The following is a 23,669-nucleotide window of genomic DNA, read 5'->3' on the forward strand; positions in this document are numbered from 1 at the left end:
GTTGATAATGTATGGAACAGATGGAAATGAGTTTACTTACAAATTTAAGTCGGGAATAAACTACTTCAAAGGGAAAAATAGCTCTGGTAAAACTGAATTTTATAGCTTTATAGATTTTATGTTTGGATCATCTGAAGATATTAAAAAAAAGCCATGGTATATAGATTCGTTAGAGAAAGCAACTCTGATATTTGAATACAATTCTATTGAATACAGTATATCTAGAACAAGGAATCCTGAACTTAACTATTTGAATTATTCTGATGAAGTGGAATCAATAGGCATTAATTTTAGAGAATACAAAGAAAAACTGAATGCTATATTTGTGAAAGATATAAATCAGCTAAAAGAGATAAGAAGGTTTACAGAAGAAGAATTAACTTATAGGTCATTCACAATGTTTAATTTTCTTGGTGAAAAAAGGCAAGGAGCAATTCATGATTTTTTTGATAAATGTAGTGATGTTAGATATTCAATTAAGCTAGCTCCTATCTTAAATTTTATATTTAATAAAAATCTTGGAAGAATACATGAATTAAAAGAAGAGTTGAATAATCTATTAGAAGAAGTCAGGGTTCTAGAAGACAATTTTGCAAAATATGAATTTATATATAATCGAGTGAACAGCAATCTTCAAAAACTTGGTCTGAACATTTGGTATAATGGTAAGAATGCAGATGAAATAAAGCAGAAAATAGATGAAATGAAGGCTATGCATGTTATTTTTAAGAAGAAGAATGAAAAAAATGTTGCAGATTTAGAAGTGATGTATAACAATATTTCTGAACAAATAAAAATTTATGAAAATAGCATTGCCGATTCTAGACAATTCGAAAAGGATAATAAAAACAGAATACTGCTCCTGACAAAATTAGAAGGACTGCTTGATGAAAACAATACATTTGATTATTTAGTTTCCCCGCTTAAAAATCTAGTTACTGAACTTGAGAGCACAATTTCCTTTAGTAAATACGTGATAAGTGACAATACTGTAAAGGAACTAAAAAAGCAGCGAGAAATCTTAAAAGCTAAAATTAAGAGCAATGATGCTAGGTTTAAATTATTTACATTAGAAGAAAAGTCAAAGGCTATTGTACTAATTGAAGACTGTTTATCGACAAGTATTCAATCTCCTGCGGAGGAACTTAAGGCAAAAAGAAAAAAAATTAAAGAAATAAAAGACGAATTAAAAATATTACAAAATTCTGATAATAGCCAAAAAATAAAAGAATTATCACAATATATTACAAAACTTTATGAATCGGCTAAGGATATCTCTTCAGTCGTAAATGATGACCTGGAACGAGACGGGTTTAAATTACAATACTTGAAAAAAGGTAATATTTTGCAACCGATGGTAGTTGAGCCTATTTCTGAAGAAAATAAAACAGAAGAACGAAAAATAGTTAATTATTATATAGGAAGTATGGCGAGACACACGCTTATACAACTATGTGGATATTTAGGTTTTCTCAAAATGCTCTTGAAAGAAGATATATACCCATTAATCCCTATATTAGTTATAGATCATATTTCAAAGCCGTTTGACCAAAACAATAGCAAAGCTATAGGGAAAATAATAACTACTGCCTATGAAAGTATAGGAAAAGATAGATTACAATTGTTTATATTTGATAACGAAGAATACGAAAATTTAGCTATAAATCCTGATCATTCAGAAAACTTAGTAAACAAAAGTAAAACGGGTTTTAATCCATTTTATGTTCCCCCATTAGCCAAAACTGAGTTTGAGAATACTAATGATGTAAACGATGATTAGGGTTTATAAACAGTTCTATTGATTCATCTACTTGAAGGATTGTGCTATACATTAAAATATTCGTTTCTCTTCTTGCTGCTTACTATTTAGATTAATAGTAGGTAAATCAAAGTTTGTTTTAATGCTGGTATAAAACTATAAATAGTCCTGTAACCTAATCAAACGAACAGAGAATAATATATGATTAGTACTGGTATAGAATTCAATAAAGGGGACTCAGCAAACCATTGCTGGGTCCCTCCATCTTGCTCTTCACGCTGCATTTAGAACATGAACTTCTCTCCTCTTTAAGAAAAAATTTTCCCAAATAGGCTCTTTTAATACGAACGTATATTCGATATAATGTTTAGGAACATTTGTTACGTATAGCAGAAAATAATAATATCGGAGGATAACGTATGATCAAAAAAAGACAGTACCACATATGGCAATATCAACTTGATGATGTAACAGAGCAAAATGGCGAATTTTCGCTGGCCTACACTCAAGCAGATGCCAAGCAAACAAGTGAAACCTTCATGTATTACATTTTACACGAAAAGATAATGAATAAGCAATTCGATGCTACGCCAGAGTACATAACCAATCAGGATATTTCCAATCCAAAATCCAATAACAGCAAGCAGATCAGGAAAAAGAAGAATCTCCTCCCAATCATGACTATTGAAACGGGACGTGGACGTAGTGAAGAGGACAACGACAAACTCAAACGTTTGCTGGAAAAGGGCTTTACCGCCATCTATACAAAGTCAAACGGTCAAGAGATTGCTCGGCATACCTATGTATTTTTGGATAATGTTCTTTCCGGTGCTCAAAACAAAGAATGTCGCCAGCTATTTGTACTGGAGAAATACGCTGAAGCATTGAAGGTACATGTTTCCCTTGGAACCGAACCGACCAAGTGTACCGTATCTAAAAACTTGACGCGTAATGCCCTAATGACGACAGATGTGTATCTCTGCCCTGTAGATATGAAGCAGCTAACCATCTGTATTCTCCCCGACAAAGAAATACCCAAAACGGAAGATGTAGAGATGATTCTTCCGTATCATCGTACACTCGAAGAAGAGGACGTGTACACTAAGCTCCAAGCCTATATGGAAGAAGAAAAACACTATGAAAAGCAGCGCCAAAAAATCAGTCGAAAGGTCAAAGAGCATAAAATCGAACTTCCTATCGCACCTAACGATCATTGTATAGTCAATAATATAATTATTTTTGTTTATATAGTTTCCTTCAAATAATAAAACAAAAAAGCCTCCCCATTATAGGAAGACTCTTGTTTTTGGATGTGGATAGGCTACAGTTAGTTGGACAGAAAAAATGAGGACTAGTAGAATGGAAGTTCCCTGACCACCCTCATCTAAGATAGCTGAACAAGCAAGGCCAAAATATCATTAAGAATTCCTTTTCTTTTTTAAGATTATAAAAATGGGGAATAATGAAATAATACCGAGAAAAAATAAGATTATTGGAAGAACATTACTCGAAGTCTTCGAAGGCTCATTAAAATCGAATTGACCTGTTCCCATTATAACAGCTCCATCTTTGGTAGCTGGTCCAGATCTTTCCGACTTCATTTCTTTTATCTTTTGGTCAAATAACGATTTTGTAATTGTTTTATTTGAGCTAGATTCAAGAATGTTAACGTTTTTCCCAGTACCACTTAGATCTACTACACGCTCTTTTTCTCCTCCTTCAATAAGTAAAGCATTGAGACCATACCTTTCATCATCAATAAGTTTTACCTTCTCATTTTTTGAAAGAGTGGCTTTCGCTGTTAATAAAGAATTTTCATAATTAACTCGATTACTAATACTGGATATCTTCCATGATCCAGTATTTGAAGTTGCATAAATGGTTGCAACTTCTCGATCATTGATCTTTAACGTAAAGGTATATCCTGCAAAATCTATAGCGCTACTATATACATCATTAGTAACATTATAAAAGGCAGTACCTGAACTTAATTGTGCATTTTCAAAATTTTCTTCCGCTTTAAGTTTATAATCTGATTTTACAGCATTCAAAGAATCAACATATTTTAGTTTGAACTCACTTTCTATGCTTGCTCTGATTTGAGCATCTGGAGTTGATTCATCAGATTGAGCAAATATTAAATTATTGAAGCTAAATAAAAGTATATTAAACATCAGTAAAAACGATAAGATCAGCTTTTTTTTCATTAAATAGAGCCTCCCTGAATATAATTGGATTACTTCATTAACATGCTTTTGAATAAGATCGCATCTCAGACCAAGGCAAAGCCCGAAGCTCACAATTTAGTAATACACTATTTGTAAATTAATTCACATATACAGCACTCAAAGTATTACGCCAATCCCAAGAACTGTTGCTTACAAATTCGTTATAGTCTCTAACTGTAGCAGAACCATCACCTGGATTAATATAGTACACATTTTGTATAGATCTACTTGTATCTTGGTAGTATCCTTTTATAAGCAGAGCGTGCCCACCACCACTAGTCCAAGCGATTGCTGCACTCAAGTTCATATTGTTATCAATATTACTAATGATTTCCCCAAAAGAAACTTTAGAACGTATTGGTTTAGACTCTACATTCCAATTAGCTAGCGCATTTTTCATATCATAAACAGAGCCTGTATTATTAACGGAAGATCCATAAATTTTAGTGACAATCTGTGATTGAGTTGCATTTGCTCCAAGATAATTAGCAAGCATGCTAGATACTGCTGCCCAACACCAATTTGATTTCTGTTGAACTTGTGCAGATACAGAGTTATTTTTGTAGTTTACATAAGCGAGAGCACTAGAGGCAAATAATGAAAAAGAGAGTAATAAGCATGGAAGAACTAATAATAATTTTTTTCTGTGATTCATTTTCTTTCCCACCTTCATTTTTATTATTTATTTGGACAATATTGAAATTATATCCTACTTTAACAAGCGAAGTAAGGGGAATCTTGTCGAATAAAAAATAATAGTAAACTTCTTGAAATTTTGCTACCTTGATTCTGTAATATAGTTAGCAAACAAGTCTGCATACTTCTATTAAGCACCTCAAAATCGTCTTGGTCAAAAAAGAAATAGAAGTTATTACTTTGAAGGGGCCTCTATTGGAGTGGCATTTTCTGTTCAACTAAGTGTAGCCGATCCATATTATCATTTGATGACGATAGATTCTATTACAGGTATTAATCTAAAATGGATTAACATTCATTAAGAGGGGGAATATTGTCCTCGATTTTCTTGTTTTATTTTAAATCTTTTCTTTTTTTAGGAAAGTTTGTATAATCGTTGTCTTTTAAAGCGAAGGTATATGCGATATAATATAAATAAGAACATTTGTTCTGTTTTTTGCATGAAATATAGGAGGATACACGCATGACCAAATTGCCAAAAAAGTTAGCAGCTTTTGTTACAAGCCGCTTAAGACTATTAAAATAATTACCTTTTATTAACATTTTTAGGTTGCAGAGGGGTATATTTCAGACGGTCATGGCAAGCAATTATTGAAAATGGAATCGTTTTTGAACAGATTGCTAAAAAACAAACCGACCTCAAAGTTTCTTAATGAAAACGGTTCACAAAGAGAAGAAAGTCATTTTGAAAACTATCAATGGAAATTTCATAGTTCGTTTTGGGAGAAACATGACATAAAAAAAGAAAAACTAACCGTAAACGAGGTCAAAAGCTGGGTGGATGGTTGACATTATGATTTAATCATCTCGCCTATTTTGAATTATATGGGACTTGGCTCTGTGGTTGTTTCTAAAAATCGAGGATTCGCTTTAACCGCTCAAATGGATTGTATTGTCAATCATCTTCATATCTCCAATATAACAGAAGAAGATATTGATTTTGCAGTTGTTTATGATTTGGAAAAAAACAAAGAACATTTTGATTCCAAATTCAGACCATGGATGGTTGAAAAATTTTGGGATGAGATGCGAAATGAACTTTTTCACTCTGATATCAACATTGAAGAAAAATGGAATTTACATAGCTTTCAAGATGAATTGAAAAAATGTAAAAATTATAGCGATTCTTTAGAGGAGAAGTCATTGGAAACGTTAACGGAAGAAATTAAATTTTATAAGCAGCAATTAGATCATAATGCTAAAGAGAATCATGTTTCAATGGATGACATACTGGATTAATTGCTGGCCATAGAGTAAATGGTGTCACGTGACACATATAGCGCCTGTTAACACGGGCGATTGGGTGACACTTGCTATAAAGGTGCGATCCACAAATGAGAGGAGTGAATCTGAGTGAGCTATTTTTATTGTTACGATATTCATTTGTTTAATTATCTGACAAGTAAGGGGTTCTCGTTTATAACGAAGGCACGACACTATAAGACGAATGTTTTATTTTCCATGTATCTGAAAACGCCAGAACTATCTGTAGCCATTGATGAATGGGAAGCAACAAATCATTAAAATGTAGATGTTAGAAATGATGTGAGGAGCATTTGATGAGAATTGATGATTATAAGCCAAAGCAAAATGTAACTGAGAAGATAAACGGGGAGGAGGTTGAATGGAAAAATGGAGATATCGTTTTAATTAGCAGTGGGACGGCTTCAGGTAAATCCTATTTTATTCGAAATAAGCTGGAACAATTAGCGGATCGGCAAAATGTGAATATCCTTTTATTGGTTAATCGAAAGAACCTGTATAAACAGAATAAGGAAGCTATCGACAATTCATTATTCTCAAGAATCAAAGTGGAATTATATCAAACGATTGAAAATCAGCTTAACAAAGGGAAAGAGTACAATTTTTCTCCCTATAAATATATTGTGTGTGATGAGTCGCATTACTTTACTACGGACAGTGGATTTAATGATAATGCCGATGATTCCCTTCAAGCTATACTCGGTTTACAGTCTCAAATTAGAATTTTTATGTCCGCAACAGGTCATGTGTTATTCTCTTATATCAAGGATCAATATAGACGTAAGCTCAAACAAAAAGGTAATAAAATATGGACGTACTCCATTCCAATAAAATTCAATCAGATTGCATCGTTATCCTTCTACACAGACTTTTATGCAATAGAAAAATGGATTGAGCGCAAATTCAATAAAGCTAACGATAAAATTATATATTATGCAGACACGATCCAAAAGGCTTTTGAGCTTCATATGAAGTATGACGATTCACTATTCGTATGTAGTAAAAGCAGCAAAAATAAAAAATATCTCAAATATGTAGATGATGATCAAGTGGGGTCCATGATCAAGCAAAATAGGTTTGACTGTAAATATCTATTCACCACGACGGTGCTTGATAATGGTTTTGATTTGAAGGATGAGCAAATTAAATTAATTGTGTGCGATATATTTGATGTGGATACGATGCTACAGTGTATTGGGCGAAAGAGATTCAAGAATGACCAGGATAAGGTACATGTAGTGTTACTGAATCGAAGCAATCGAGATTTGAATAATTACTTGAGATCCGTCCAGAAGAAACTGGATGAAGCAGATGCCTTTTTCATGGTGGGGTTGAAGAATGGAAAAAGCTAGTGGGTAAATTTTCGAGGAAATCCAATTACATCATTAAAGACAACGCAACAAGTGATGGCAAATATAAATCGAAGAAGACAGTTTCCAGAGTTAAATATCTTCAAGCTGTAGCTACGAGAGATCGGATTAAAGTAATGCTGGATCAGAACAGAGAAACCAATAATTTCAGGGAAGAAACTGGGGGGAAAAGGAAAGCGATGCCTATATGATGTACATTTCGAACTTATTACATAAAAATAAAATCACGTTGATTGAGAAACTATTTGAGCAAGAAGAATTATGTAGCTATTTAGACACGATAGTTAGTAAAAGAATATACAAAGAGGGTCAAAAACAAGTCATTGAAAAATTTGATATCAAGGATTATCGAGGCAGATTACAAAAGGATATTAGCCAATTACAATCCTACCTCCAATCGAATCAATTAAAATATGCGATTGGTAGTTTTCCAGATAACCGAAAAAAGTTAGAAGATGGAAGCAACAATCCCCATAAAGGGAAGCGATATTGGTTAGTTAGCAAATTTAACGGATAGCCGGTTGTAACAAAAAAATCAAATTTTTCTTATTTTCGATACTGTCAAAAAGGTAGTACATATAAGGATTTTTTTAATCTTGGACCGCAAATTGTGGAGTAATGCTATATATAACATATATCCATGATTTGCTGTCCAGATGATAAAAAAGTCAATAGAATCAACCGTTTTATGAATTAAGGAAACTTAGAAATTTGCGAAAAAGTGAACTAAATAAGCCGCAAAGGGGTTGGGTGTGGGAGGGGAAACAGCGGCAGGTCGATGAATACCGTTTACGTAGCGTAGCGAAGTGGTTTTATCGCGGTTTTAGTTTCCCCTATCCCACGAGTAGATCATACATAGACTTGGTAGGATTCATGGACAATTCAGAGTCATATTATTAATTGGCTGTATTTATCGCTTTAAAATTTTCGTATTTCATATTGAATTTTACCTTGTTGAATACTGACTGCTATTTGCAAATTTTAAACTACACGAATTGAGGACTTGAGTAAAATGTGTCACGTGACACAATGAGCAGATTTACAAGTATAGAATCATAACATGGGAACTCTGGCTATGAGCTAGGGTTCCTTTTTCATTTAGAGAGGAGCAACAAGAATGCTATTAATGTTACAAGCAATAATTATAGAAATATTACGATTTATTACTGTAGTTGGTGTGGTTTACACCTGGATGTGGATTGCAGCCTTTTTAAAAATGAAGGTAGAAAGGGGGATGAGATGGATTGCAAATCAAATTCGTAAACGTAGAAATGTTAATTCCGTACATAAAAAACGCCAGAAATAATGAGAAAGCTGTAGATTATGTAGCAACAAGTATTCAAAGTTATGGTTTTAAAAATCCCATTCTGATTGACAGTAATCATGAAATCATAGCAGGTCATACTCGTTTGTTAGCAGCTAAGAAGCTTAGATTAAAGCAAGTTCCAACGATACTGGTGGATGATTTAACTCCTGAACAGGTCAAAGCCTTCAGAATCGCTGATAACAAAACGGCTGAGTATGCGGATTGGAATTTTGAATTTTTAGCGCAGGAACTAGAAGAATTAAAACTGGCTGATTATGATCTCTCTCTAACTGGATTTGATATGAGCGAGTGTGAGAAGTTGCTGGATACATTACATGAAGATACAGCCGATGATGAGGATGATTTTAATGTAGAAGAAGCATTACCTGAACATCCGATAACTTGCAAAGGTGACATCTGGATACTTGGTAAGCATAGGCTCATATGCGGTGACTCTACTAATTGGCAGGATATCGCAACATTGATGGATGGTAAGAAGGTTCAGCTTATTGTAACCGATCCACCCTACAATGTGGACTATACAGGTAAGACGAAGGATGCATTGAAAATTGAAAACGATAAGATGGACAATGACCAATTTTATTTTTTCCTATTGGCTGCCTATACTCAAATGTTTGAAGTAGCAGATGATGGAGCAAGTATTTATGTATTTCATGCGGATAGTGAAGGTTTGAACTTTAGGAAGGCATTTATTGAAGCAGGATTCAAACTGGCACAATGTTGTATATGGGCTAAGCAAGCGATGGTAATGGGACATGCCGATTATCATTGGATGCATGAACCTGTATTATACGGTTGGAAGCCAACAGGTGGACACTACTGGAACAGTGATCGGAAGCAAACGACATTATGGCAATTTGATCGCCCCTTTCGGAATGAATATCATCCGACCATGAAGCCGATTCCTTTGATTAGCTATCCGATTAAAAATTCCAGTAAGCTTGGTGATATTGTGTTTGATCCTTTTGGTGGTTCTGGTTCAACGTTGATTGCTTGCGAGGAAACAGATCGGCTTTGTTATACGAGTGAGCTTGACCCCAAATATGTAGATGTGATTGTGAAGCGGTATATTGCCCATGTTGGCAGCGATAGTGATGTATATTTGATTCGGGATGGAGTGAAGGTGGGCTATCAAGAAGTTGTTGCTGAATCCAGAGTTAGTGAGCATATAATGAGTTTATAAGGTTATAGCATCACAAAAATTATAAACAAGGAAATACCGAAATTACCAAGTGTAGATTTTATAGTTTGAAAGAACATGGCAGTTTTAATTGATATAAGCCGACTTTATTAGGTCAAGCCATACGTTTCATATAAATTTGCTACGATAAGTTAAAATTAAGCTTATTTTCAATGAGAACAAAAAAAGCCCCTAACCCTCAAGAAAGCGAGAATTAAGGACCATCCTATTTAATTTTAAAGGTGAGGAGGAGTTAGACCTCCATCTCCTTCTTGACGGGAAGGTGTTTTCATTAAACTATCACCATACACAGAAAGGATTGAGACCTTCATTCTCCCGCGTGAAAGGCGGGCACTTTAATTAAGCTACTGTGTAAGAAAATTGTACCATATGTTATTATATGTGTAAATAATATTTAAGGTGATAAAATGAGAAAATATGAAAGAATAAACGATAATGGCAGACAGCATAGATGCTATGTTTGTAAAGAATCGAATATTGTGGCTCATGAACACTATGTAAAGCTGTGCCAATCATGTGGCGAATACAATGAAAATAAACGTCTAGCCAAGCATCATTTAGAATCTTACATCGCATTGGTTACAGGTGGACGAACAAAAATAGGATATCACACAGCATTACGCCTATTACGAGACGGTTCACGAGTCATTTTGACAACCCGTTTTCCGTATGATGCACTACAGCGTTATATTCAAGAGCCTGATTTTGAAAATTGGAAAGATCGCATCCATATCTACGAATTAGATTTTCGCCAAATTGAAAGGGTAGAAATGTTTGCCCACTTCATAGATAAAGAGTTTTCCTACATCGACATCATTATAAATAATGCTGCTCAGACGGTAAGAATGTCGCAAGAGGATTATAAAGAATTAAAATTAAATGAAGTGGAACTCCAAAAACAAATAATGGACAACCAACATTTACTCGCTAACAGCACGACTATTTCTTACTTTGATAAATCTACGAATGAAACAAAAGATATTCAAAACTTACAGCTTTTTAATCAAGAAATGGGAGTAATAAGTCACAATCATTCGTTTCAAAATTCATGGACAGCTCAATCCCATCAAATTTCCATGGTTGAAATGCTCGAAGTTCAGCTAATCAACGTGACCGCTCCATTTTTGCTCAATACAAAGTTGAAGGATACTATGTTGAGGAGTCCTAATCAAAATCGATTTATTGTTAACGTATCTGCGGCAGAAGGCCGCTTTCAGATGAAGAGAAAAGGTGGATATCATGTCCACACCAACATGGCAAAAGCCTCGCTTAATATGATGACCCTAACCTTGTCTAAAGAGTATAAAAAGCATCGAATATTTGTAACTAGCGTAGATCCTGGCTGGGTATCGAATCAGTTTCCAGAACAGGTAAAGGCTAGTCGAGAGATAAATCTACCATTGGATTTTAATGATGCTGCTGCTAGAATTTGCGATCCAATCTATGAAGGAAAAGACGCAGAAAGACCACTCACGGGTGTATTTTTAAAGGATTATAAACAAGTGGATTGGTAAAAGATATTCATATTATTATAACGAGGGTAGCCAGAGACTATCCTTGTACACCTCTATATTAAAGCTCGTATAGAGGAGTGTGGATTGTTGTTAGGGTAAGCTAGAATACATATGGGGGATGGTCGATAGTTGGCTGTTCCCTTTTTTCGTGCTGGAGGTGAACAGAAGATGAGCAAAAATAATGAAAAACCAAAAAGGAACAAGCCAAAGATACTGACCAAGTATGATCAATTTGTTGTGCCACGGCTTAGAGATATTCCCGTTTGGGTACGAGAGGGCTTAACGGATGAAGAGATTGCTAAGCGACTGAACATTCATATTTGGACACTAGGCGACTACCGTAGAAAACATCCCAAATTTGCTGAAGCATTGGAACATCCAACCAAGTGGGAAACACATGTATATCCTAGATTAGCGGAGATTCAGCAATGGTTCGAAGAAGGAGTGAATGCAGAGGACATTATTAGGAAACTCGATATAGGTAAAACGACTTGGTACGAGTATATAGATAAACATCCGATGCTGGCTGAACTAGTCAAATGGAGCAGATCTGTGCCTATATCCCACGTAGAAAATTCACTTTTGAAAGCTGCTACAGGGTATGAATATGAAGAAATAAAAACGATTATTGAAGAGGACAAAAATGGAAAAAAGAAGACACGTATCGAGAAAGTAAAACGATATCAGCCTCCCAATCCGACAGCGATGATTTTCTACTTAAAGAACCGTGCACCTAACGAGTGGAATGATCGCCGTGAGCTAGTGGTCAATACGAAAGCACTGGAACAGGAGCGAAAGCAGCTATTTCTGGAAATGATCGAAGCGGATGTAGTAGATGCCGACTATGAGGCTATTGAGGAATCGGTTGAGATGGAGGAAGGATATGTGGAGCCTAATGATTCGGAGCCATAACGTTATGTCGTCAGTATTAGCATAGATAAATGCCAGTTTCAGCCCTGAATTAGCCCCGAAAGTAGCCAGAATCAGTGCAAAAGATAAGTTATGTAATCAGTGGACTTTCCCTCGTATCAACGCTATGATGTGACACACGAGCGAAGGGTGGGGGAAAAATGAAGTATATTCAAGGGTTTGAAGCGCATTTACAGAGCAAGGATCGGAGTGAAAATACGGTTTCCTGCTATATTAGGGACGTATTGCAGTTTATAACCTGGTATCAAAGGAAAACGGAATATGGATTGGATCAGTGGATTGAACTGGATGGAGTAGAATACAAGAAATATCTGCAAAGCACCAACCAAGCGATACTCACTATCAACCGGAAAATTGCCAGCGTCAACGTATTTGCACAGTGGATGCACCAGCAAGGCTATATCAAGGAAGAGATACATATCGAAGCGGTTAGGAACAAGGTGGTTCGGCAATACAAAGGGTTAGCAGAAAAGGATTTGTGGAAGCTGCGGAATGAAATTCACCGTATGGGCAATCGGATGCATATCTGCATGATTGAATTGCTGCTGGGTACAGGAATACGGGTAAGCGAATTAGTTGGCATCAAGCTGAAAGATATTGAAATCAGTGAACGCAAAGGATTATTGAAGGTATTTGGCAAAGGGAACTCCTTCCGCATCATTCCATTAAATAAGGATGTGCGAAAAGGCATTACCCGATATCTTGAAATCAGACCACAAGTGGAATCAGAATATCTATGTATAGGGCAGCGTGGGGCTTTGGAGCGAAATGCAATTAACCTGATCCTGAACAAATACGGGGATCGGGTCAACGTAAAGGTCGCACCCCATATGCTCAGACATACGCTTGGCTATAAGTTGGTAAAGACGACTCCATTGACGACTATCCAGCAAATCCTTGGACATGATCACGTAGCGACTACCAATATCTATACCCTAACAACGCATCAGGATATGGAAATGGCTTTGTCGAATATTGAGTGGTAATGAGCCACTTCTTTTGTTGGGGATGGAGGGGTTCTTCTATGTTGATAAACGGAGCCGCCAGCAAAGGGAGCAGAAATTTTTGTGATGATTTTATAGTGAATATGAGAAAGGAGCCGCAACAATTGAAACGATAAACCAAGAACAACAACGCCAAACCGAATTGCTTAAGCAGTATATGGAGAAGCATTTCAAGCCGCCCAAAATGAAACAATTGATCGAGACATTCAGCTTCTCCGAACTAAGAAAGCTTATCGGTGAGATGGACATTGAATTTTTCGCTTTAGCCTATTTTCCTAAATATTTTGATCGAGCATTTGGACAGTTTCACAAAGAGCTATTCACGGAATTAAGACATATGCTTGCCCATACTGGACTGATTACGGCTTTCGGCCTCCCAAGGGAACACGGAAAGTCTACGATCAGTTCCTTTTTATTTCCGTTGTATGCGACTTTATATGATAAATCACAGTTTACATTGATCATATCAGCAACAGAGCAGATTGCATTGCCCTTCCTCGATATGATCAAAGATGAGCTGGAAACCAATCAGATGCTGATTGAGGATTTTGGGATTCGTAAAGGGAGCCGCTGGAACAACAATGAAATATGGCTCAAGAGTAAAGGTGGATTGGACTCATGTATTATGATTCGTGGGATTGACGGTAGCCTGAGAGGAATTCACTATAAGCATCACCGTCCCACATTAGTTCTGATGGATGATTTGCTCAAGGAAGATACAGCACGATCCGAAGCCAAACGAGAACAAATTAAAAATACGTTTACGGATGTCATTCTGCCTATCGGAACAAGAGATACCAATATTCTGATCTGTGGAACCATCTTGAATGAAGAAGACATCATGGCTGATCTGCTCAAGGGTAAAATCCCAGGTGTAAGAAGTGTTCGTAAAGCAGCCGTGCTTCAATTTTCAGAACGGGATGATCTGTGGTCAGAGTGGGAGCGACAATATAATAACTTGCAAGACGAGGACAGGATCAATACAGCTTTGTCTTTTTTTACGGCTCATGAGGAGGAAATGCTAGAAGGTACAAAAATCTTGTGGAGCGAGTATTTGGACTACTATTATTTGATGTGTAAGAAGCAAGCCATGGGTGAAAAGAGTTTCTATAAAGAGCTACAAAACGATCCACGTTCAACAGACGAATACATATTTCAAAATATCATGTATTGGGATAGATTGCCTGAGTTTGATGAAATGGAACTTGCCATGTATATTGATCCAGCCATTAAAGCCGGGAAGAAAAATGACTACTCTGCGGTTTCGATTATTTGACAGCATCGCAAAACAAAGCAAATGTATGTGATCGATGGCAATATCTATAAACTGTTACCGGATGATTTGTTTCAAGTAGCCATTGAAAAATTGAAGATTTACCCTGTAGATAAGCTGGGTTTTGAAGTGAATCAGGCACAAAGCTATATGAAGCAAAAGTTTGAAGAAGAGTTATGGAAAGCGAAGATACATACGCCCGTAGAAAGTGTGCATTCCAGAGGGCAGAAGCATGAACGTATTATTAGCTTGGAGCCGGAAGTGAAGAAGGGTCATATTCTGTTCAATGCAGATAACATCAGATATAATAACCAGATAAAAGATTATAACCGAAACTGCCAATATGATGATGTACCAGATAGTTTATATGGGGCTGTTCAATTGATTCAGTCGGTCAAGAGTCTGAAGTTTTATGATCGAAGTTTGTTATTTTGAGGGTTTTGCTAAAACTCAAATCTTATTTTATCCAATCTCGTTAAGTCAATGGGCAGGATACTGCAGGAAAATGTTGAATCACTAATTATGACCGCATATGCTTTTGTAACTCTAAGAGGTGTATTAAATTGGGAACAAAATGGTTAGCATATCGAATCTTCCCTGAACCATTAGGAACCACTTATCAGGATTATGACTTAATGAATAGAGTTGACGTTGAAAAGTTATTTGGTTACTGTCAAATATTGGAGGATATGATTTCAAGACAGGGTTGGCAATTTTTAATAAATCATCATAGCTATCCAGTATTGTTTGAGATAAATAAAGGAAGTGAATGGTTTGATTGTGAAAGCCTTGAAGAATTTATTTTTGAAGTTGAATCTCATATTGATTCGTTACCTAGTTAAGCTCCCTCGAAGTAGCAAAAGGCAGCTATGGCAGACATGAGTAAGGTGAAACTATGTACGACTATATAAGTATCCATTCGGACAAGTACATGTCCAGAATTAAATCGGAGGTTGTTGAGCAATTCTTAACCTCTGTTTTGGGATTCACAAAAGTTAGTCACCTAACATTTCATAAAGAAATCGATAGGGAGATTGTTAAAGTAACTGGTATTCTTGCTAATCCAGATGGGAGCTATGCTTTCGACACACTTGATGGTACTGAAGAAGTAAATTTAATTGAAATTGATGTACCAATATACACTGATGACATCTTAGAACTAATATTATCTAGCATTGCAACTTCGATTACGAAAGAATTTTCGTGGATAATTGACGACGACCATGGATTGAACTAAAGGGTAAAATAGTAAAGTGTTGTGGAAATCATACAAGCTGATAACTGTAATCAAGACAATAACAGTTACAGCACTCATGATGCCTAAATTTCTTGAACTTTTTAGACATGTGAATCGTATGTACCAGGATACATAAAGAAACATTATACGAATCCTTATGAAGGAGAGATTTTATTGAAGAAGGGCATAAAGTGGACGCTGTGGATTGTATTGCTGCTGATTTTAGGCGGTATTGTTTTAAACTTTTATTTGAATTATTTCACATTTGCCTATGCCTTGATGGGAGTACTCCTTCTTGTATTCTCGGGTTGGGGAGCTGTGGCCAAATTAAATAACGACGTACATGAATATGAGGACCAGATGAGAAGAAATTCGAATATAGAAGACATTGAACAATATACCAGATAGCGTCCAGACTGGCGAGCTTAATTTTTTTATAATACATATTGGTAAATGCAGGATAGAATTAAACATTATAAAATATGGAGGTCGGAGTGTGGGGATTTACAAGAAGAGATTGCTTATTATGGCAGGATGTATTGCTCTATACGTAACGTTAACAGGTTGCGGGGAATCAACCAAAGAAAGCAAAGACAACGATAATGCTGTAGAGACAATAAGCACGGTTGAATCAACTGCTGCAGATGAAGTTGTGACTGATACAGAAAGCGGTGAGGCTTCTGAGGCAGTAAAAGATCAAGGCACAACTATAGAACCTCTGATCACCAGGGCAGGAGGACTTGGTGATACGAAGGAAACTATCGAACATCTCCGCGGGGCAGATGAGAATGGGCAAGATGCTGGCATTAGTTCTTATCAGAACAATAGTTTTCTGGCTATTTATGCCGAAGATGACGTTACAAAGAAAGACACGGCTTTGAATGTAACCCTGTCATTTGAAGCTACGGATACGCCAAGGCGCTCTGTAAAGGAAGCTATACGCGAGACTTCTTCTGTAATTCCAAGTGACGCTGTTAAGGTCAAGGAGTATAAGGTAGACGAGGGGCGAGATGTTATCCAGTACGAGAGTAAGCTCCTTTCAGAACGGTTGAAGGGTTGGTATGAACTTGATGCAGCGAATAGTCCAGAATCTATGCCCGGCAGCTTTATCGTCATACTGAAGCACGATGAAGAGGGAGTTTTCTCAGTCGTGGTTGGTGCTGGTAATAATCCGTAAATAAGCTCAACTAGTAACTATACATGCACCCGTAGAAAGTGTGCATTCTAAGGGGCAGAAGCATGAACGCATTATTAGCTTGGAGCCGGAAGTGAAGAAGGGGCATATTCTGTTCAATGCAGCGAATATTCGATATAATAACCAGATAAAGGATTATAACCGAAACTGCCAATATGATGATGCGCCAGATAGTTTATATGGGGCTGTTCAATTGATTCAGTCTGTGAAAAGCCTGAAATTTTATGATCGTAGTTTGCTATTTTGAGACTTATGCTAAAACTCAAATTTTATTTTGTCCAATCTCGTTGAGCTAACGGGTAGGTTATAATTAAGAAGGAATAGCTAATTTCTATAATGAATTAAGGGATAAATTAGATGTAATTATATATATTAATAGAAAGGAATTATAGAATGGAAAGATCAGTAATCAGCAGCTTAATTGGAGTGTTTACATATAATGAGGACTATACGGCACTCGAGGCAAACGAAGGAAAAATACATTGGAGGTTAGATATAAAAAATGGATCTGTTGATGTAGCCGAAATGATTAAAAGAGCAGAAGAACTTTTTTTATGTTTAGCAGACTTTGATAGAAAAGCAAGAGAAGCTATAGCAGAAGAATTGATTGAATACAAAAATGATTTTTGGCCCGAGTATGATGAAAATGACGAAAATTTAAATTGGGATGCTGTGGATGCAGGTGAATATAATACAACGAACGAAAAATTTCAAAAATCAATAACGTTATATGATATCGAACTTAAAACAAATGAAATATACTGTGAGTATGATGATGGAAATTTATTTGGTGGACATAGGATACATGCTTACTTCGATAAAAATTTCAAGTTATTAAGGGCTGATGTGTAAGTCAACACAAATAAACGCACTTAAGAAGCGCAGAGCTTGAAGTTACGTTAACGAAGAACGTTAGTTCAACAAGGAACTACCTTAGTAAAGGTGGTTCTTTTATTTATTTAAGCAACAATTACTAAGCCTATTTTGAAAGGAAGGATGTATTTGCAAATAACTGAGCAAATCATATTAGATTGTCTAAATGAACTCCAATCGACTGCATTAGCCAAACAGAAATATTCAGATTACTACAATGGTCAGCATGCCATTCTCAAGAACTATGCGATGCAAGAAAGCCGAAGCAATCAAAAGCTCATTTTCAATTTCCCACGTAAGTTCGTAGATAATGAAGTCGGCTACCTGCTTGGAAAGCCAGTAAACTATGTGTCCAAATCAGATCAAGATGAAGCTATACATAACATAGATGTACATATGAGTCATTGGGACAAGGAGCATAATCTACAGCTTCGAAAACAGTCTGAAATCTTTGGAGAGAGCTTTGAGTTGAACTATATTGATTCAGATGGCCAATTTTCCGCCACAGTATTATCTCCTTTGAATGCGTATGTGTTGGAGGACGGAACAGCAGAACGAAATGTATTACTAGGACTACATAAATTTACGAAACGATTTGATAAGCAAGTGTATTTGGACGTGTATACCGACCATGAAATTCTGCACTATACAATTAGTAGTGATAGTAAACCTAATCAGAGTAAGCAAAACCAATCACCTGAACTGAAATATATCGGCAAACATAATCACATCTTTGGAAGAGTCCCACTTATCTCCTGTCCAGCCAATACAGAGAGGAAAAGCGGCTTCCAGGATGTGATTTCTTTATTTGATGCCTATAATGCACTGAATTCAGACTTGGTCAATGAAATTGCAGATCATCGCAACGCCTATCTCGTGATTGAAAATGCCAAGCTGGAAGCCGAGGACTTGCTAAATATGAAGAAGATGGGCATTATTCAGGTCCCGGCTGGGGGAAAGGTAAGTTGGCTTACGAAGGAGATTAATGATTCTTTTGTGAAAAATGAGTTGGATAACATTGAACGCAAAATCTTCGACATGATGGATCAGGTCAACTTTAATGAGAATTGGGCCAGCAATACCTCCTCCTTGGCGCTGCGAAATAAGCTGCTGAATTTAGAGAATCGAGTGGCAATGCGTGAAGCGTTAATGGAAAAGGCGATCAAGCAGCGTTTACGGAATTTCTTTACCTTTCTGCACATTAAAGAAGGTGTGCAATATGATTACCGTGATATCGCGGTGAAGTTTACTCGTAACTTGCCGACAGATTTGGTTGGGATGGCTGATGTGATTGTGAAACTGAAAGAAGTGGTCTCTCAGGAAACGTTGCTTACATTGCTTCCATTTGTGGAGAATCCGAAGCTGGAATTCAATAAATTTCATGCTGAACAACAACGATTAGTTGGTACGGATAAGAAGGTATTGGATGCAGAATAAAAATAGGTTTAAGCGGTTGGTTAAGAATAGTTGTGCATGTTATCTCGGAGCGAAACACGGTATCCCGAATTATTGCTGTTTACAGGATGAGCCATGTGTATTTTTCGCTCAAGATGATGGCCTGCCCCGTTGTACATATTTTGAACATGGAGTGCTGCCAATAGACGAGAAGCTGGAGCGAGAATATAAGTCTGAACGTAATGTAGAGACTGAGCCTAAGACAGCGAAATCGAGGGTGAACTGTACACGTTTCGGAGGAACATTTTCGGCAAATTCGAATCGGCAGAAATATTGTGAGAAGTGTAGAGGTAAGGCGAGAAAAGAAAATATTAGGATACGTGTTCGGAATTTCAGACAAAAAGACGGCTCGATGTAACGCTTTAGAGGTGGAAAAATCCCTATAAACAAAGGGGTAAAAATAGGCAAAAATAAGGAGTGGGTATGCTTGTACCTTTTCGTCACTTTTGCGTTTTCTAATGCGTAACATGATTGTCTTGAGCATAATATTCAATATGATACAGTTTCAGCATACATATACGTTTCTGAAGTTTAGGCAATCAATAGGCTTGATGTTACGCTTTAGGCTATCCAAAATCCGCATAAACAAAGGTTGAAATATAGGCAAAAGTGGGGAGTTGGTATGTGTGTACCTTTTCCTCGTTTTTGTGATTTCTAAAGCGTTACATTGCTGTCCTGAGCATGGCATTAAACTGCTCAAACATACATAAGTGTGTTCGGTTCTACAGAGTCGAATGGGCAATAAAGGAGATTAACAAAAATGAATTTAGAACAAGTAAAGCAGTTGATTAAGGAAAACCAAACGAATGAGGAATGGCAATCGTACCTTCAGGGTTTGAATCCGTATAGCGTAGAAGGGATAGAAAAATTCATTCAATCCAATCAAGAAGCAAGAAGCTGGTTCGATAGCACGGTGGACAAACGATCCGCCAAGTCGTTGGAAACATGGAAAGCCAACCATTTGGAAAGTGCAGTGGATACTGAGATCAAGAAGCGATTCCCGACTAAGGATGAGAAAGAAATTGAAGTTGAGAAGCTGCGAGCCGAAGTGGAGCATATGAAGCTAGAGAAGCAACGTGAACGGTTAACCAGCCAAGCGGTAAAAATAGCATCCGAGAAGAAACTTCCACTCCCGTTAGTGGATTTTTTTATTGGTGCAGATGAAGAAGCCACGACAGCGAATTTGGCTATGTTGGAACAAGCGCTACAACAGGCTATACAACATCAAGTCGAGCAACGGCTTAAAGGGGATGGCTATACACCTCCGGCTAGTTCAACAGGTAGCACATTTACATTGGATTCGATTAAAGGGATGTCCCCAAACGAAATTAATCAGCATTGGGATCAAGTCAAACAAGCATTACAAAACAAATAATAATCAATAGAAAAGGACAGGGTGATTAGATATGTCAGTACAAAATTTTATTCCTACGATTTGGAGCGCACGTTTAAATGAAAGTCTGAAAAAGAATCTGGTGTACGGTAATGTCGTCAACACCGATTACGAAGGGGAAATTCAAGGCCAAGGCTCCACTGTAAAAATTAATTCGATTGGGGCAGTAACGATTGGCAATTATGATAAAGCTGCTGGAATCGGTAACCCACAGGAACTAGATGCTACGCAAAAAACGTTGGTGATCGATCAGGCCAAGTATTTCAATTTTCAGGTGGATGATGTGGATGCTGCTCAAGCGAATGTGAATCTACTGGATGGTGGGATCGTAGAAGCTTCGTATGGGCTTGCTAATGTGGTGGATCAGTATCTCGCTGGATTTTATACAGAGGTTAGAGCTGAGAATACAATCGGTAATGATACAACACCTATAACTCCAACGAAAGATACGGCCTATGATTTACTGATTGATCTAGGCGTACTATTGGACGAAAATAATGTACCTGAAACGGAACGATTTGTGGTGGTTCCCGCATGGTACTATGGCTTGCTGCTGAAAGATGCACGTTTTACCAAAGACCCAAATATCATCCGCACAGGCTATGTAGGAGATATTGATGGCATGACCGTTTATAAATCAAACAATGTGCCGAACACAGCAGGAGCCAAGTATAAAATTATTGCAGGTCATAAGAGTGCCATTTCGTTTGCCGGACAAGTGGATTCGGTGGAAGCCTTCAGACCAGAGAAACAATTTTTAGATGCAGTGAAAGGATTACAAGTATTCGGAGCTAAATGTATCAAGCCGGAAGCTCTCGCTGTACTCACAGCCAATAAGTCTTAATTGAAAGTGGATGATATGCAAACACATTATAATAGAAGAAACACGTTTAGGGTGTCCGTTTTGGATGCCCTATTCTTATTTTTTGGAGGGTGATGGAAATGTGGTTTTTGAATCAGGAAACAGGATGTATATGGGAAGTAACAGATCAGGAGCTAATGCTGCGGTTACAGGCCAGTAGGCATTATGAGCAAGTAGAGGAACCGCAACCAGATGAGACTGAGCAAGATGAACCTGTAACGAAAGCTCAAACGGTCAAGAATATGAAACGTACCGAGAAGGTACAGGTAAAGGAGGAACAGGAGACAGCACATGAGTGATTCATTGATTTTACTTAAACGATTATTAGGCATGGAACCAACAGACATATCTAAGGATGATATCCTGATCCATTATTTGAATAAAGCGAGGAGTAACATTTATGGCTATTGTAATGTTTCAACACTACCAGTGGAATATGATGATGTTATGGTCGATTATGCGGTGTATCTCTATAAAAATCGGGATTCGGTTGGTCTAATAGATAAACAGGAGGGAGAGCGATCTGCTACCTATGAAACAGGCATTCCGACAAGTATTCGATTGGCTCTTCCTCTACCTAAAATCAAGGTCGGAACTGATTAATGTTCTATGATACAAAGCTGGAGATTTTGGATGTTACTCATTTCAACTCTGTTCTGTTAGTAATGGCAGATGTACAACCAAATCGTAAGAGCTTTTCATTTGAAGATGGTTACATACTAGAGACGACATATCGAGCTTTCTGTCCACTGGAATCCTTATTGCAATTAAACGGCTATGTTCGAATTGGCAAGGATATTTTTATTATTTTGGATAAGAAAGAATGGAGCGATTATATGGAGTTGTATCTGTATCGCTGTAAGCAGGATTTTGCAATGGAGGTGAAGGAGTGACACGGAGCTTAGAACCCATGCTGGATTTCTTTCTACGAGAGAAGGGAGAGCTTGTACATATCAATGGTATGCGACAGCTTGCTCTAATTCAGGATGCGACAAATACCATTCAAATGACCGATGAAAAAATTATTCGTGCAGCAACACCCTTACATACAGGAGATATCGTGGATTATCGCTATGAACGTTATCTGATCACCAGTCAGGTGGATCAAAATGAAAAGTCGTGTCGAGGCAAGATGCGAAAATGTAATCAACGACTAGCTTTAAACTGGAATGGACAGGTGAAATGGTTTGATGCTGTGGTAGAAGCCAGAACGTTTTCAACGGAAACAGGTAAAGTTATCTCCATGCCAGAGGGCAACATCCTGATTACCGTACAAGACAATACAGATACGAGGGACATTACATTAAGCCAACGATTTTATATGACTCATCAGCCTTTTAAAGTGACTGGAATTGATCGCACGATGAATGGCATCATCCAGTTAAGCTGTACATTGGATAGCATAAATACAGCTTATGATGACGTGGAACATAACATTGCAGATAGATGGAAGTACGAGATTGCTCATACATATGCATTACATATTCATCAGGGAACGATGGCCCATGTACCTCTAAACGAAACAATACCGTTGAATGTGTCTGCTACGGATAATGGAAATGAGATAGCGAATCCGGCGATTACCTATATATCTAGTGATCCAAGTGTGGTTAGTGTAGATCAGCAAGGTCAGGTTATGGGTATCGCTTTGGGACAAGCAAGAATCACTGCGAAATTAACGTATCACTCAGCAGTACAAAGTAGCATTGAAATGAGAGTCGTCGAAACAGGAACGCATATCTATTCGATAGCCATTACTGGCAATGCAGTTCTAAAAACAGGCCAAAGTGCCTCATACGTCAGCCATATTTATGATCATGGAGTGGAAGTGTTTGGCCAGTCTGTGGAGTGGAGTCTACGAAACCAAGATGATTCGACTCCGATCATTGGTAGCGTGACAGCCAGTACAGGAAATAGCGTGACAGTGAAAGCCGGAAGCAGTAGTGGAGCGAACAATAAAGCCCTTGTACTGACAGCCACCTTAGTAAGTGATCCTAGTATTACTATAGAAAAGACAATCAACCTTAAGAATTTATTCTAAGCATTATATCTATCGGCTTGCCTTTGTGGTGAGCCATTTTTATTTCAA

25 protein-coding genes are annotated in these 23,669 nt (G+C 37.2%); 23 read left to right on the top strand and 2 right to left on the bottom strand.

The annotated features are described in order from the left end of the window. Nucleotides 1-7: 7 nt before the first annotated feature. Together ACWGOO_RS07065 and ACWGOO_RS07070 are read left to right on the top strand one after the other, a co-directional pair. Nucleotides 8-1,780, top strand: coding sequence for a hypothetical protein (locus tag ACWGOO_RS07065; RefSeq protein ID WP_452482078.1), 1,773 nt, complete (start codon nucleotides 8-10; stop codon nucleotides 1,778-1,780). A 398-nt stretch (nucleotides 1,781-2,178) separates the two neighbouring features. After that, nucleotides 2,179-3,024, top strand: a complete 846-nt coding sequence (locus ACWGOO_RS07070; protein ID WP_452482079.1) for a hypothetical protein — start codon at nucleotides 2,179-2,181, stop codon at nucleotides 3,022-3,024. 153 nt (nucleotides 3,025-3,177) lie between these two features. Here the strand turns inward: ACWGOO_RS07070 and ACWGOO_RS07075 are convergent, their stop codons facing one another. Continuing rightward, on the bottom strand, nucleotides 3,178-3,966 hold the full coding sequence (locus ACWGOO_RS07075) for a hypothetical protein (protein WP_452482080.1): 789 nt from the start codon (nucleotides 3,964-3,966) through the stop codon (nucleotides 3,178-3,180). Nucleotides 3,967-4,084: 118 nt separating this feature from the next. Continuing rightward, entirely contained in the window at nucleotides 4,085-4,642 is a 558-nt protein-coding gene (locus ACWGOO_RS07080; RefSeq protein WP_452482081.1) for a papain-like cysteine protease family protein, read from the bottom strand. 857 nt (nucleotides 4,643-5,499) lie between these two features. On the opposite strand from ACWGOO_RS07080, the gene ACWGOO_RS07085 reads away from it, so the two are divergent. From ACWGOO_RS07085 to ACWGOO_RS07185, 21 genes are all read left to right on the top strand, one after another. After that, nucleotides 5,500-5,922 (top strand): hypothetical protein, encoded by a 423-nt coding sequence (locus tag ACWGOO_RS07085; RefSeq protein ID WP_452482082.1) that lies wholly within the window; start codon nucleotides 5,500-5,502, stop codon nucleotides 5,920-5,922. 320 nt (nucleotides 5,923-6,242) lie between these two features. Next, nucleotides 6,243-7,298 carry a hypothetical protein gene (locus ACWGOO_RS07090; protein ID WP_452482083.1) on the top strand — a complete coding sequence of 352 codons (1,056 nt, stop codon included), beginning with the start codon at nucleotides 6,243-6,245 and terminating at the stop codon, nucleotides 7,296-7,298. Nucleotides 7,299-7,503: 205 nt separating this feature from the next. Then, a complete protein-coding gene (locus ACWGOO_RS07095; RefSeq protein ID WP_452482084.1) occupies nucleotides 7,504-7,833 on the top strand; it encodes a hypothetical protein in 330 nt (109 codons plus the stop codon). Nucleotides 7,834-8,560: 727 nt separating this feature from the next. Then, nucleotides 8,561-9,826, top strand: coding sequence for a DNA modification methylase (locus tag ACWGOO_RS07100; protein WP_452482085.1), 1,266 nt, complete (start codon nucleotides 8,561-8,563; stop codon nucleotides 9,824-9,826). A gap of 497 nt (nucleotides 9,827-10,323) precedes the next feature. Then, nucleotides 10,324-11,358: an SDR family oxidoreductase gene (locus ACWGOO_RS07105; protein ID WP_452482086.1), complete on the top strand. Its 1,035-nt coding sequence runs from the start codon at nucleotides 10,324-10,326 to the stop codon at nucleotides 11,356-11,358. Between the two features lie 168 nt (nucleotides 11,359-11,526). Continuing rightward, the gene (locus ACWGOO_RS07110; RefSeq protein WP_452482087.1) at nucleotides 11,527-12,270 is read left to right on the top strand and encodes a transposase; all 744 of its coding nucleotides are present in this window, start codon (nucleotides 11,527-11,529) and stop codon (nucleotides 12,268-12,270) included. Between the two features lie 158 nt (nucleotides 12,271-12,428). Beyond that, nucleotides 12,429-13,274 carry a tyrosine-type recombinase/integrase gene (locus ACWGOO_RS07115; protein ID WP_452482088.1) on the top strand — a complete coding sequence of 282 codons (846 nt, stop codon included), beginning with the start codon at nucleotides 12,429-12,431 and terminating at the stop codon, nucleotides 13,272-13,274. 202 nt (nucleotides 13,275-13,476) lie between these two features. Further along, nucleotides 13,477-14,568, top strand: coding sequence for a phage terminase large subunit (locus tag ACWGOO_RS07120; protein WP_452482089.1), 1,092 nt, complete (start codon nucleotides 13,477-13,479; stop codon nucleotides 14,566-14,568). 27 nt (nucleotides 14,569-14,595) lie between these two features. Next, nucleotides 14,596-15,000 carry a hypothetical protein gene (locus ACWGOO_RS07125; protein ID WP_452482090.1) on the top strand — a complete coding sequence of 135 codons (405 nt, stop codon included), beginning with the start codon at nucleotides 14,596-14,598 and terminating at the stop codon, nucleotides 14,998-15,000. Nucleotides 15,001-15,128: 128 nt separating this feature from the next. Further along, nucleotides 15,129-15,407, top strand: a complete 279-nt coding sequence (locus tag ACWGOO_RS07130) for a hypothetical protein (protein WP_452482091.1) — start codon at nucleotides 15,129-15,131, stop codon at nucleotides 15,405-15,407. 53 nt (nucleotides 15,408-15,460) lie between these two features. Continuing rightward, nucleotides 15,461-15,802, top strand: coding sequence for a hypothetical protein (locus ACWGOO_RS07135; protein ID WP_452482092.1), 342 nt, complete (start codon nucleotides 15,461-15,463; stop codon nucleotides 15,800-15,802). A gap of 174 nt (nucleotides 15,803-15,976) precedes the next feature. After that, nucleotides 15,977-16,210: a hypothetical protein gene (locus ACWGOO_RS07140; RefSeq protein WP_452482093.1), complete on the top strand. Its 234-nt coding sequence runs from the start codon at nucleotides 15,977-15,979 to the stop codon at nucleotides 16,208-16,210. A gap of 88 nt (nucleotides 16,211-16,298) precedes the next feature. After that, nucleotides 16,299-16,979 (top strand): hypothetical protein, encoded by a 681-nt coding sequence (locus ACWGOO_RS07145; protein ID WP_452482094.1) that lies wholly within the window; start codon nucleotides 16,299-16,301, stop codon nucleotides 16,977-16,979. 411 nt (nucleotides 16,980-17,390) lie between these two features. Beyond that, nucleotides 17,391-17,849, top strand: coding sequence for a DUF2262 domain-containing protein (locus ACWGOO_RS07150; RefSeq protein ID WP_452482095.1), 459 nt, complete (start codon nucleotides 17,391-17,393; stop codon nucleotides 17,847-17,849). Between the two features lie 150 nt (nucleotides 17,850-17,999). Next, complete coding sequence (locus ACWGOO_RS07155) at nucleotides 18,000-19,307, top strand: phage portal protein (protein ID WP_452482096.1); 1,308 nt, start codon at nucleotides 18,000-18,002, stop codon at nucleotides 19,305-19,307. A gap of 778 nt (nucleotides 19,308-20,085) precedes the next feature. Continuing rightward, nucleotides 20,086-20,700 carry a DUF4355 domain-containing protein gene (locus ACWGOO_RS07160; RefSeq protein ID WP_452482097.1) on the top strand — a complete coding sequence of 205 codons (615 nt, stop codon included), beginning with the start codon at nucleotides 20,086-20,088 and terminating at the stop codon, nucleotides 20,698-20,700. 31 nt (nucleotides 20,701-20,731) lie between these two features. Continuing rightward, nucleotides 20,732-21,562, top strand: a complete 831-nt coding sequence (locus tag ACWGOO_RS07165; RefSeq protein WP_452482098.1) for a P22 coat protein - protein 5 domain protein — start codon at nucleotides 20,732-20,734, stop codon at nucleotides 21,560-21,562. Nucleotides 21,563-21,660: 98 nt separating this feature from the next. Further along, nucleotides 21,661-21,879, top strand: coding sequence for a hypothetical protein (locus ACWGOO_RS07170; protein WP_044787536.1), 219 nt, complete (start codon nucleotides 21,661-21,663; stop codon nucleotides 21,877-21,879). Continuing rightward, nucleotides 21,872-22,183, top strand: coding sequence for a phage head-tail connector protein (locus tag ACWGOO_RS07175; protein WP_044787534.1), 312 nt, complete (start codon nucleotides 21,872-21,874; stop codon nucleotides 22,181-22,183). Before ACWGOO_RS07170 ends, ACWGOO_RS07175 begins: the two co-directional genes overlap by 8 nt. 62 nt (nucleotides 22,184-22,245) lie before the next feature. Further along, the gene (locus ACWGOO_RS07180) at nucleotides 22,246-22,473 is read left to right on the top strand and encodes a hypothetical protein (RefSeq protein WP_452482099.1); all 228 of its coding nucleotides are present in this window, start codon (nucleotides 22,246-22,248) and stop codon (nucleotides 22,471-22,473) included. Next, nucleotides 22,470-23,621 (top strand): Ig-like domain-containing protein, encoded by a 1,152-nt coding sequence (locus ACWGOO_RS07185; RefSeq protein WP_452482100.1) that lies wholly within the window; start codon nucleotides 22,470-22,472, stop codon nucleotides 23,619-23,621. The genes ACWGOO_RS07180 and ACWGOO_RS07185 overlap by 4 nt, the downstream gene beginning before the upstream one ends. Nucleotides 23,622-23,669: the final 48 nt, after the last annotated feature.

The organism is Paenibacillus sp. NPDC055715 (genome assembly GCF_053617595.1).

Excerpts from the sequence above, each read along its gene's own strand:
- ACWGOO_RS07065 (WP_452482078.1), top strand. The coding sequence starts at position 8 with ATGTATGGAACAGATGGAAATGAGTTTACTTACAAATTTAAGTCGGGA.
- ACWGOO_RS07070 (WP_452482079.1), top strand. The coding sequence starts at position 2,179 with ATGATCAAAAAAAGACAGTACCACATATGGCAATATCAACTTGATGAT.
- ACWGOO_RS07075 (WP_452482080.1), bottom strand. The coding sequence starts at position 3,966 with ATGAAAAAAAAGCTGATCTTATCGTTTTTACTGATGTTTAATATACTT.
- ACWGOO_RS07080 (WP_452482081.1), bottom strand. The coding sequence starts at position 4,642 with ATGAATCACAGAAAAAAATTATTATTAGTTCTTCCATGCTTATTACTC.
- ACWGOO_RS07090 (WP_452482083.1), top strand. The coding sequence starts at position 6,243 with ATGAGAATTGATGATTATAAGCCAAAGCAAAATGTAACTGAGAAGATA.
- ACWGOO_RS07095 (WP_452482084.1), top strand. The coding sequence starts at position 7,504 with ATGATGTACATTTCGAACTTATTACATAAAAATAAAATCACGTTGATT.
- ACWGOO_RS07110 (WP_452482087.1), top strand. The coding sequence starts at position 11,527 with ATGAGCAAAAATAATGAAAAACCAAAAAGGAACAAGCCAAAGATACTG.
- ACWGOO_RS07115 (WP_452482088.1), top strand. The coding sequence starts at position 12,429 with ATGAAGTATATTCAAGGGTTTGAAGCGCATTTACAGAGCAAGGATCGG.
- ACWGOO_RS07120 (WP_452482089.1), top strand. The coding sequence starts at position 13,477 with ATGAAACAATTGATCGAGACATTCAGCTTCTCCGAACTAAGAAAGCTT.
- ACWGOO_RS07135 (WP_452482092.1), top strand. The coding sequence starts at position 15,461 with ATGTACGACTATATAAGTATCCATTCGGACAAGTACATGTCCAGAATT.
- ACWGOO_RS07150 (WP_452482095.1), top strand. The coding sequence starts at position 17,391 with ATGGAAAGATCAGTAATCAGCAGCTTAATTGGAGTGTTTACATATAAT.
- ACWGOO_RS07160 (WP_452482097.1), top strand. The coding sequence starts at position 20,086 with ATGAATTTAGAACAAGTAAAGCAGTTGATTAAGGAAAACCAAACGAAT.
- ACWGOO_RS07165 (WP_452482098.1), top strand. The coding sequence starts at position 20,732 with ATGTCAGTACAAAATTTTATTCCTACGATTTGGAGCGCACGTTTAAAT.
- ACWGOO_RS07170 (WP_044787536.1), top strand. The coding sequence starts at position 21,661 with ATGTGGTTTTTGAATCAGGAAACAGGATGTATATGGGAAGTAACAGAT.
- ACWGOO_RS07175 (WP_044787534.1), top strand. The coding sequence starts at position 21,872 with ATGAGTGATTCATTGATTTTACTTAAACGATTATTAGGCATGGAACCA.
- ACWGOO_RS07180 (WP_452482099.1), top strand. The coding sequence starts at position 22,246 with ATGGCAGATGTACAACCAAATCGTAAGAGCTTTTCATTTGAAGATGGT.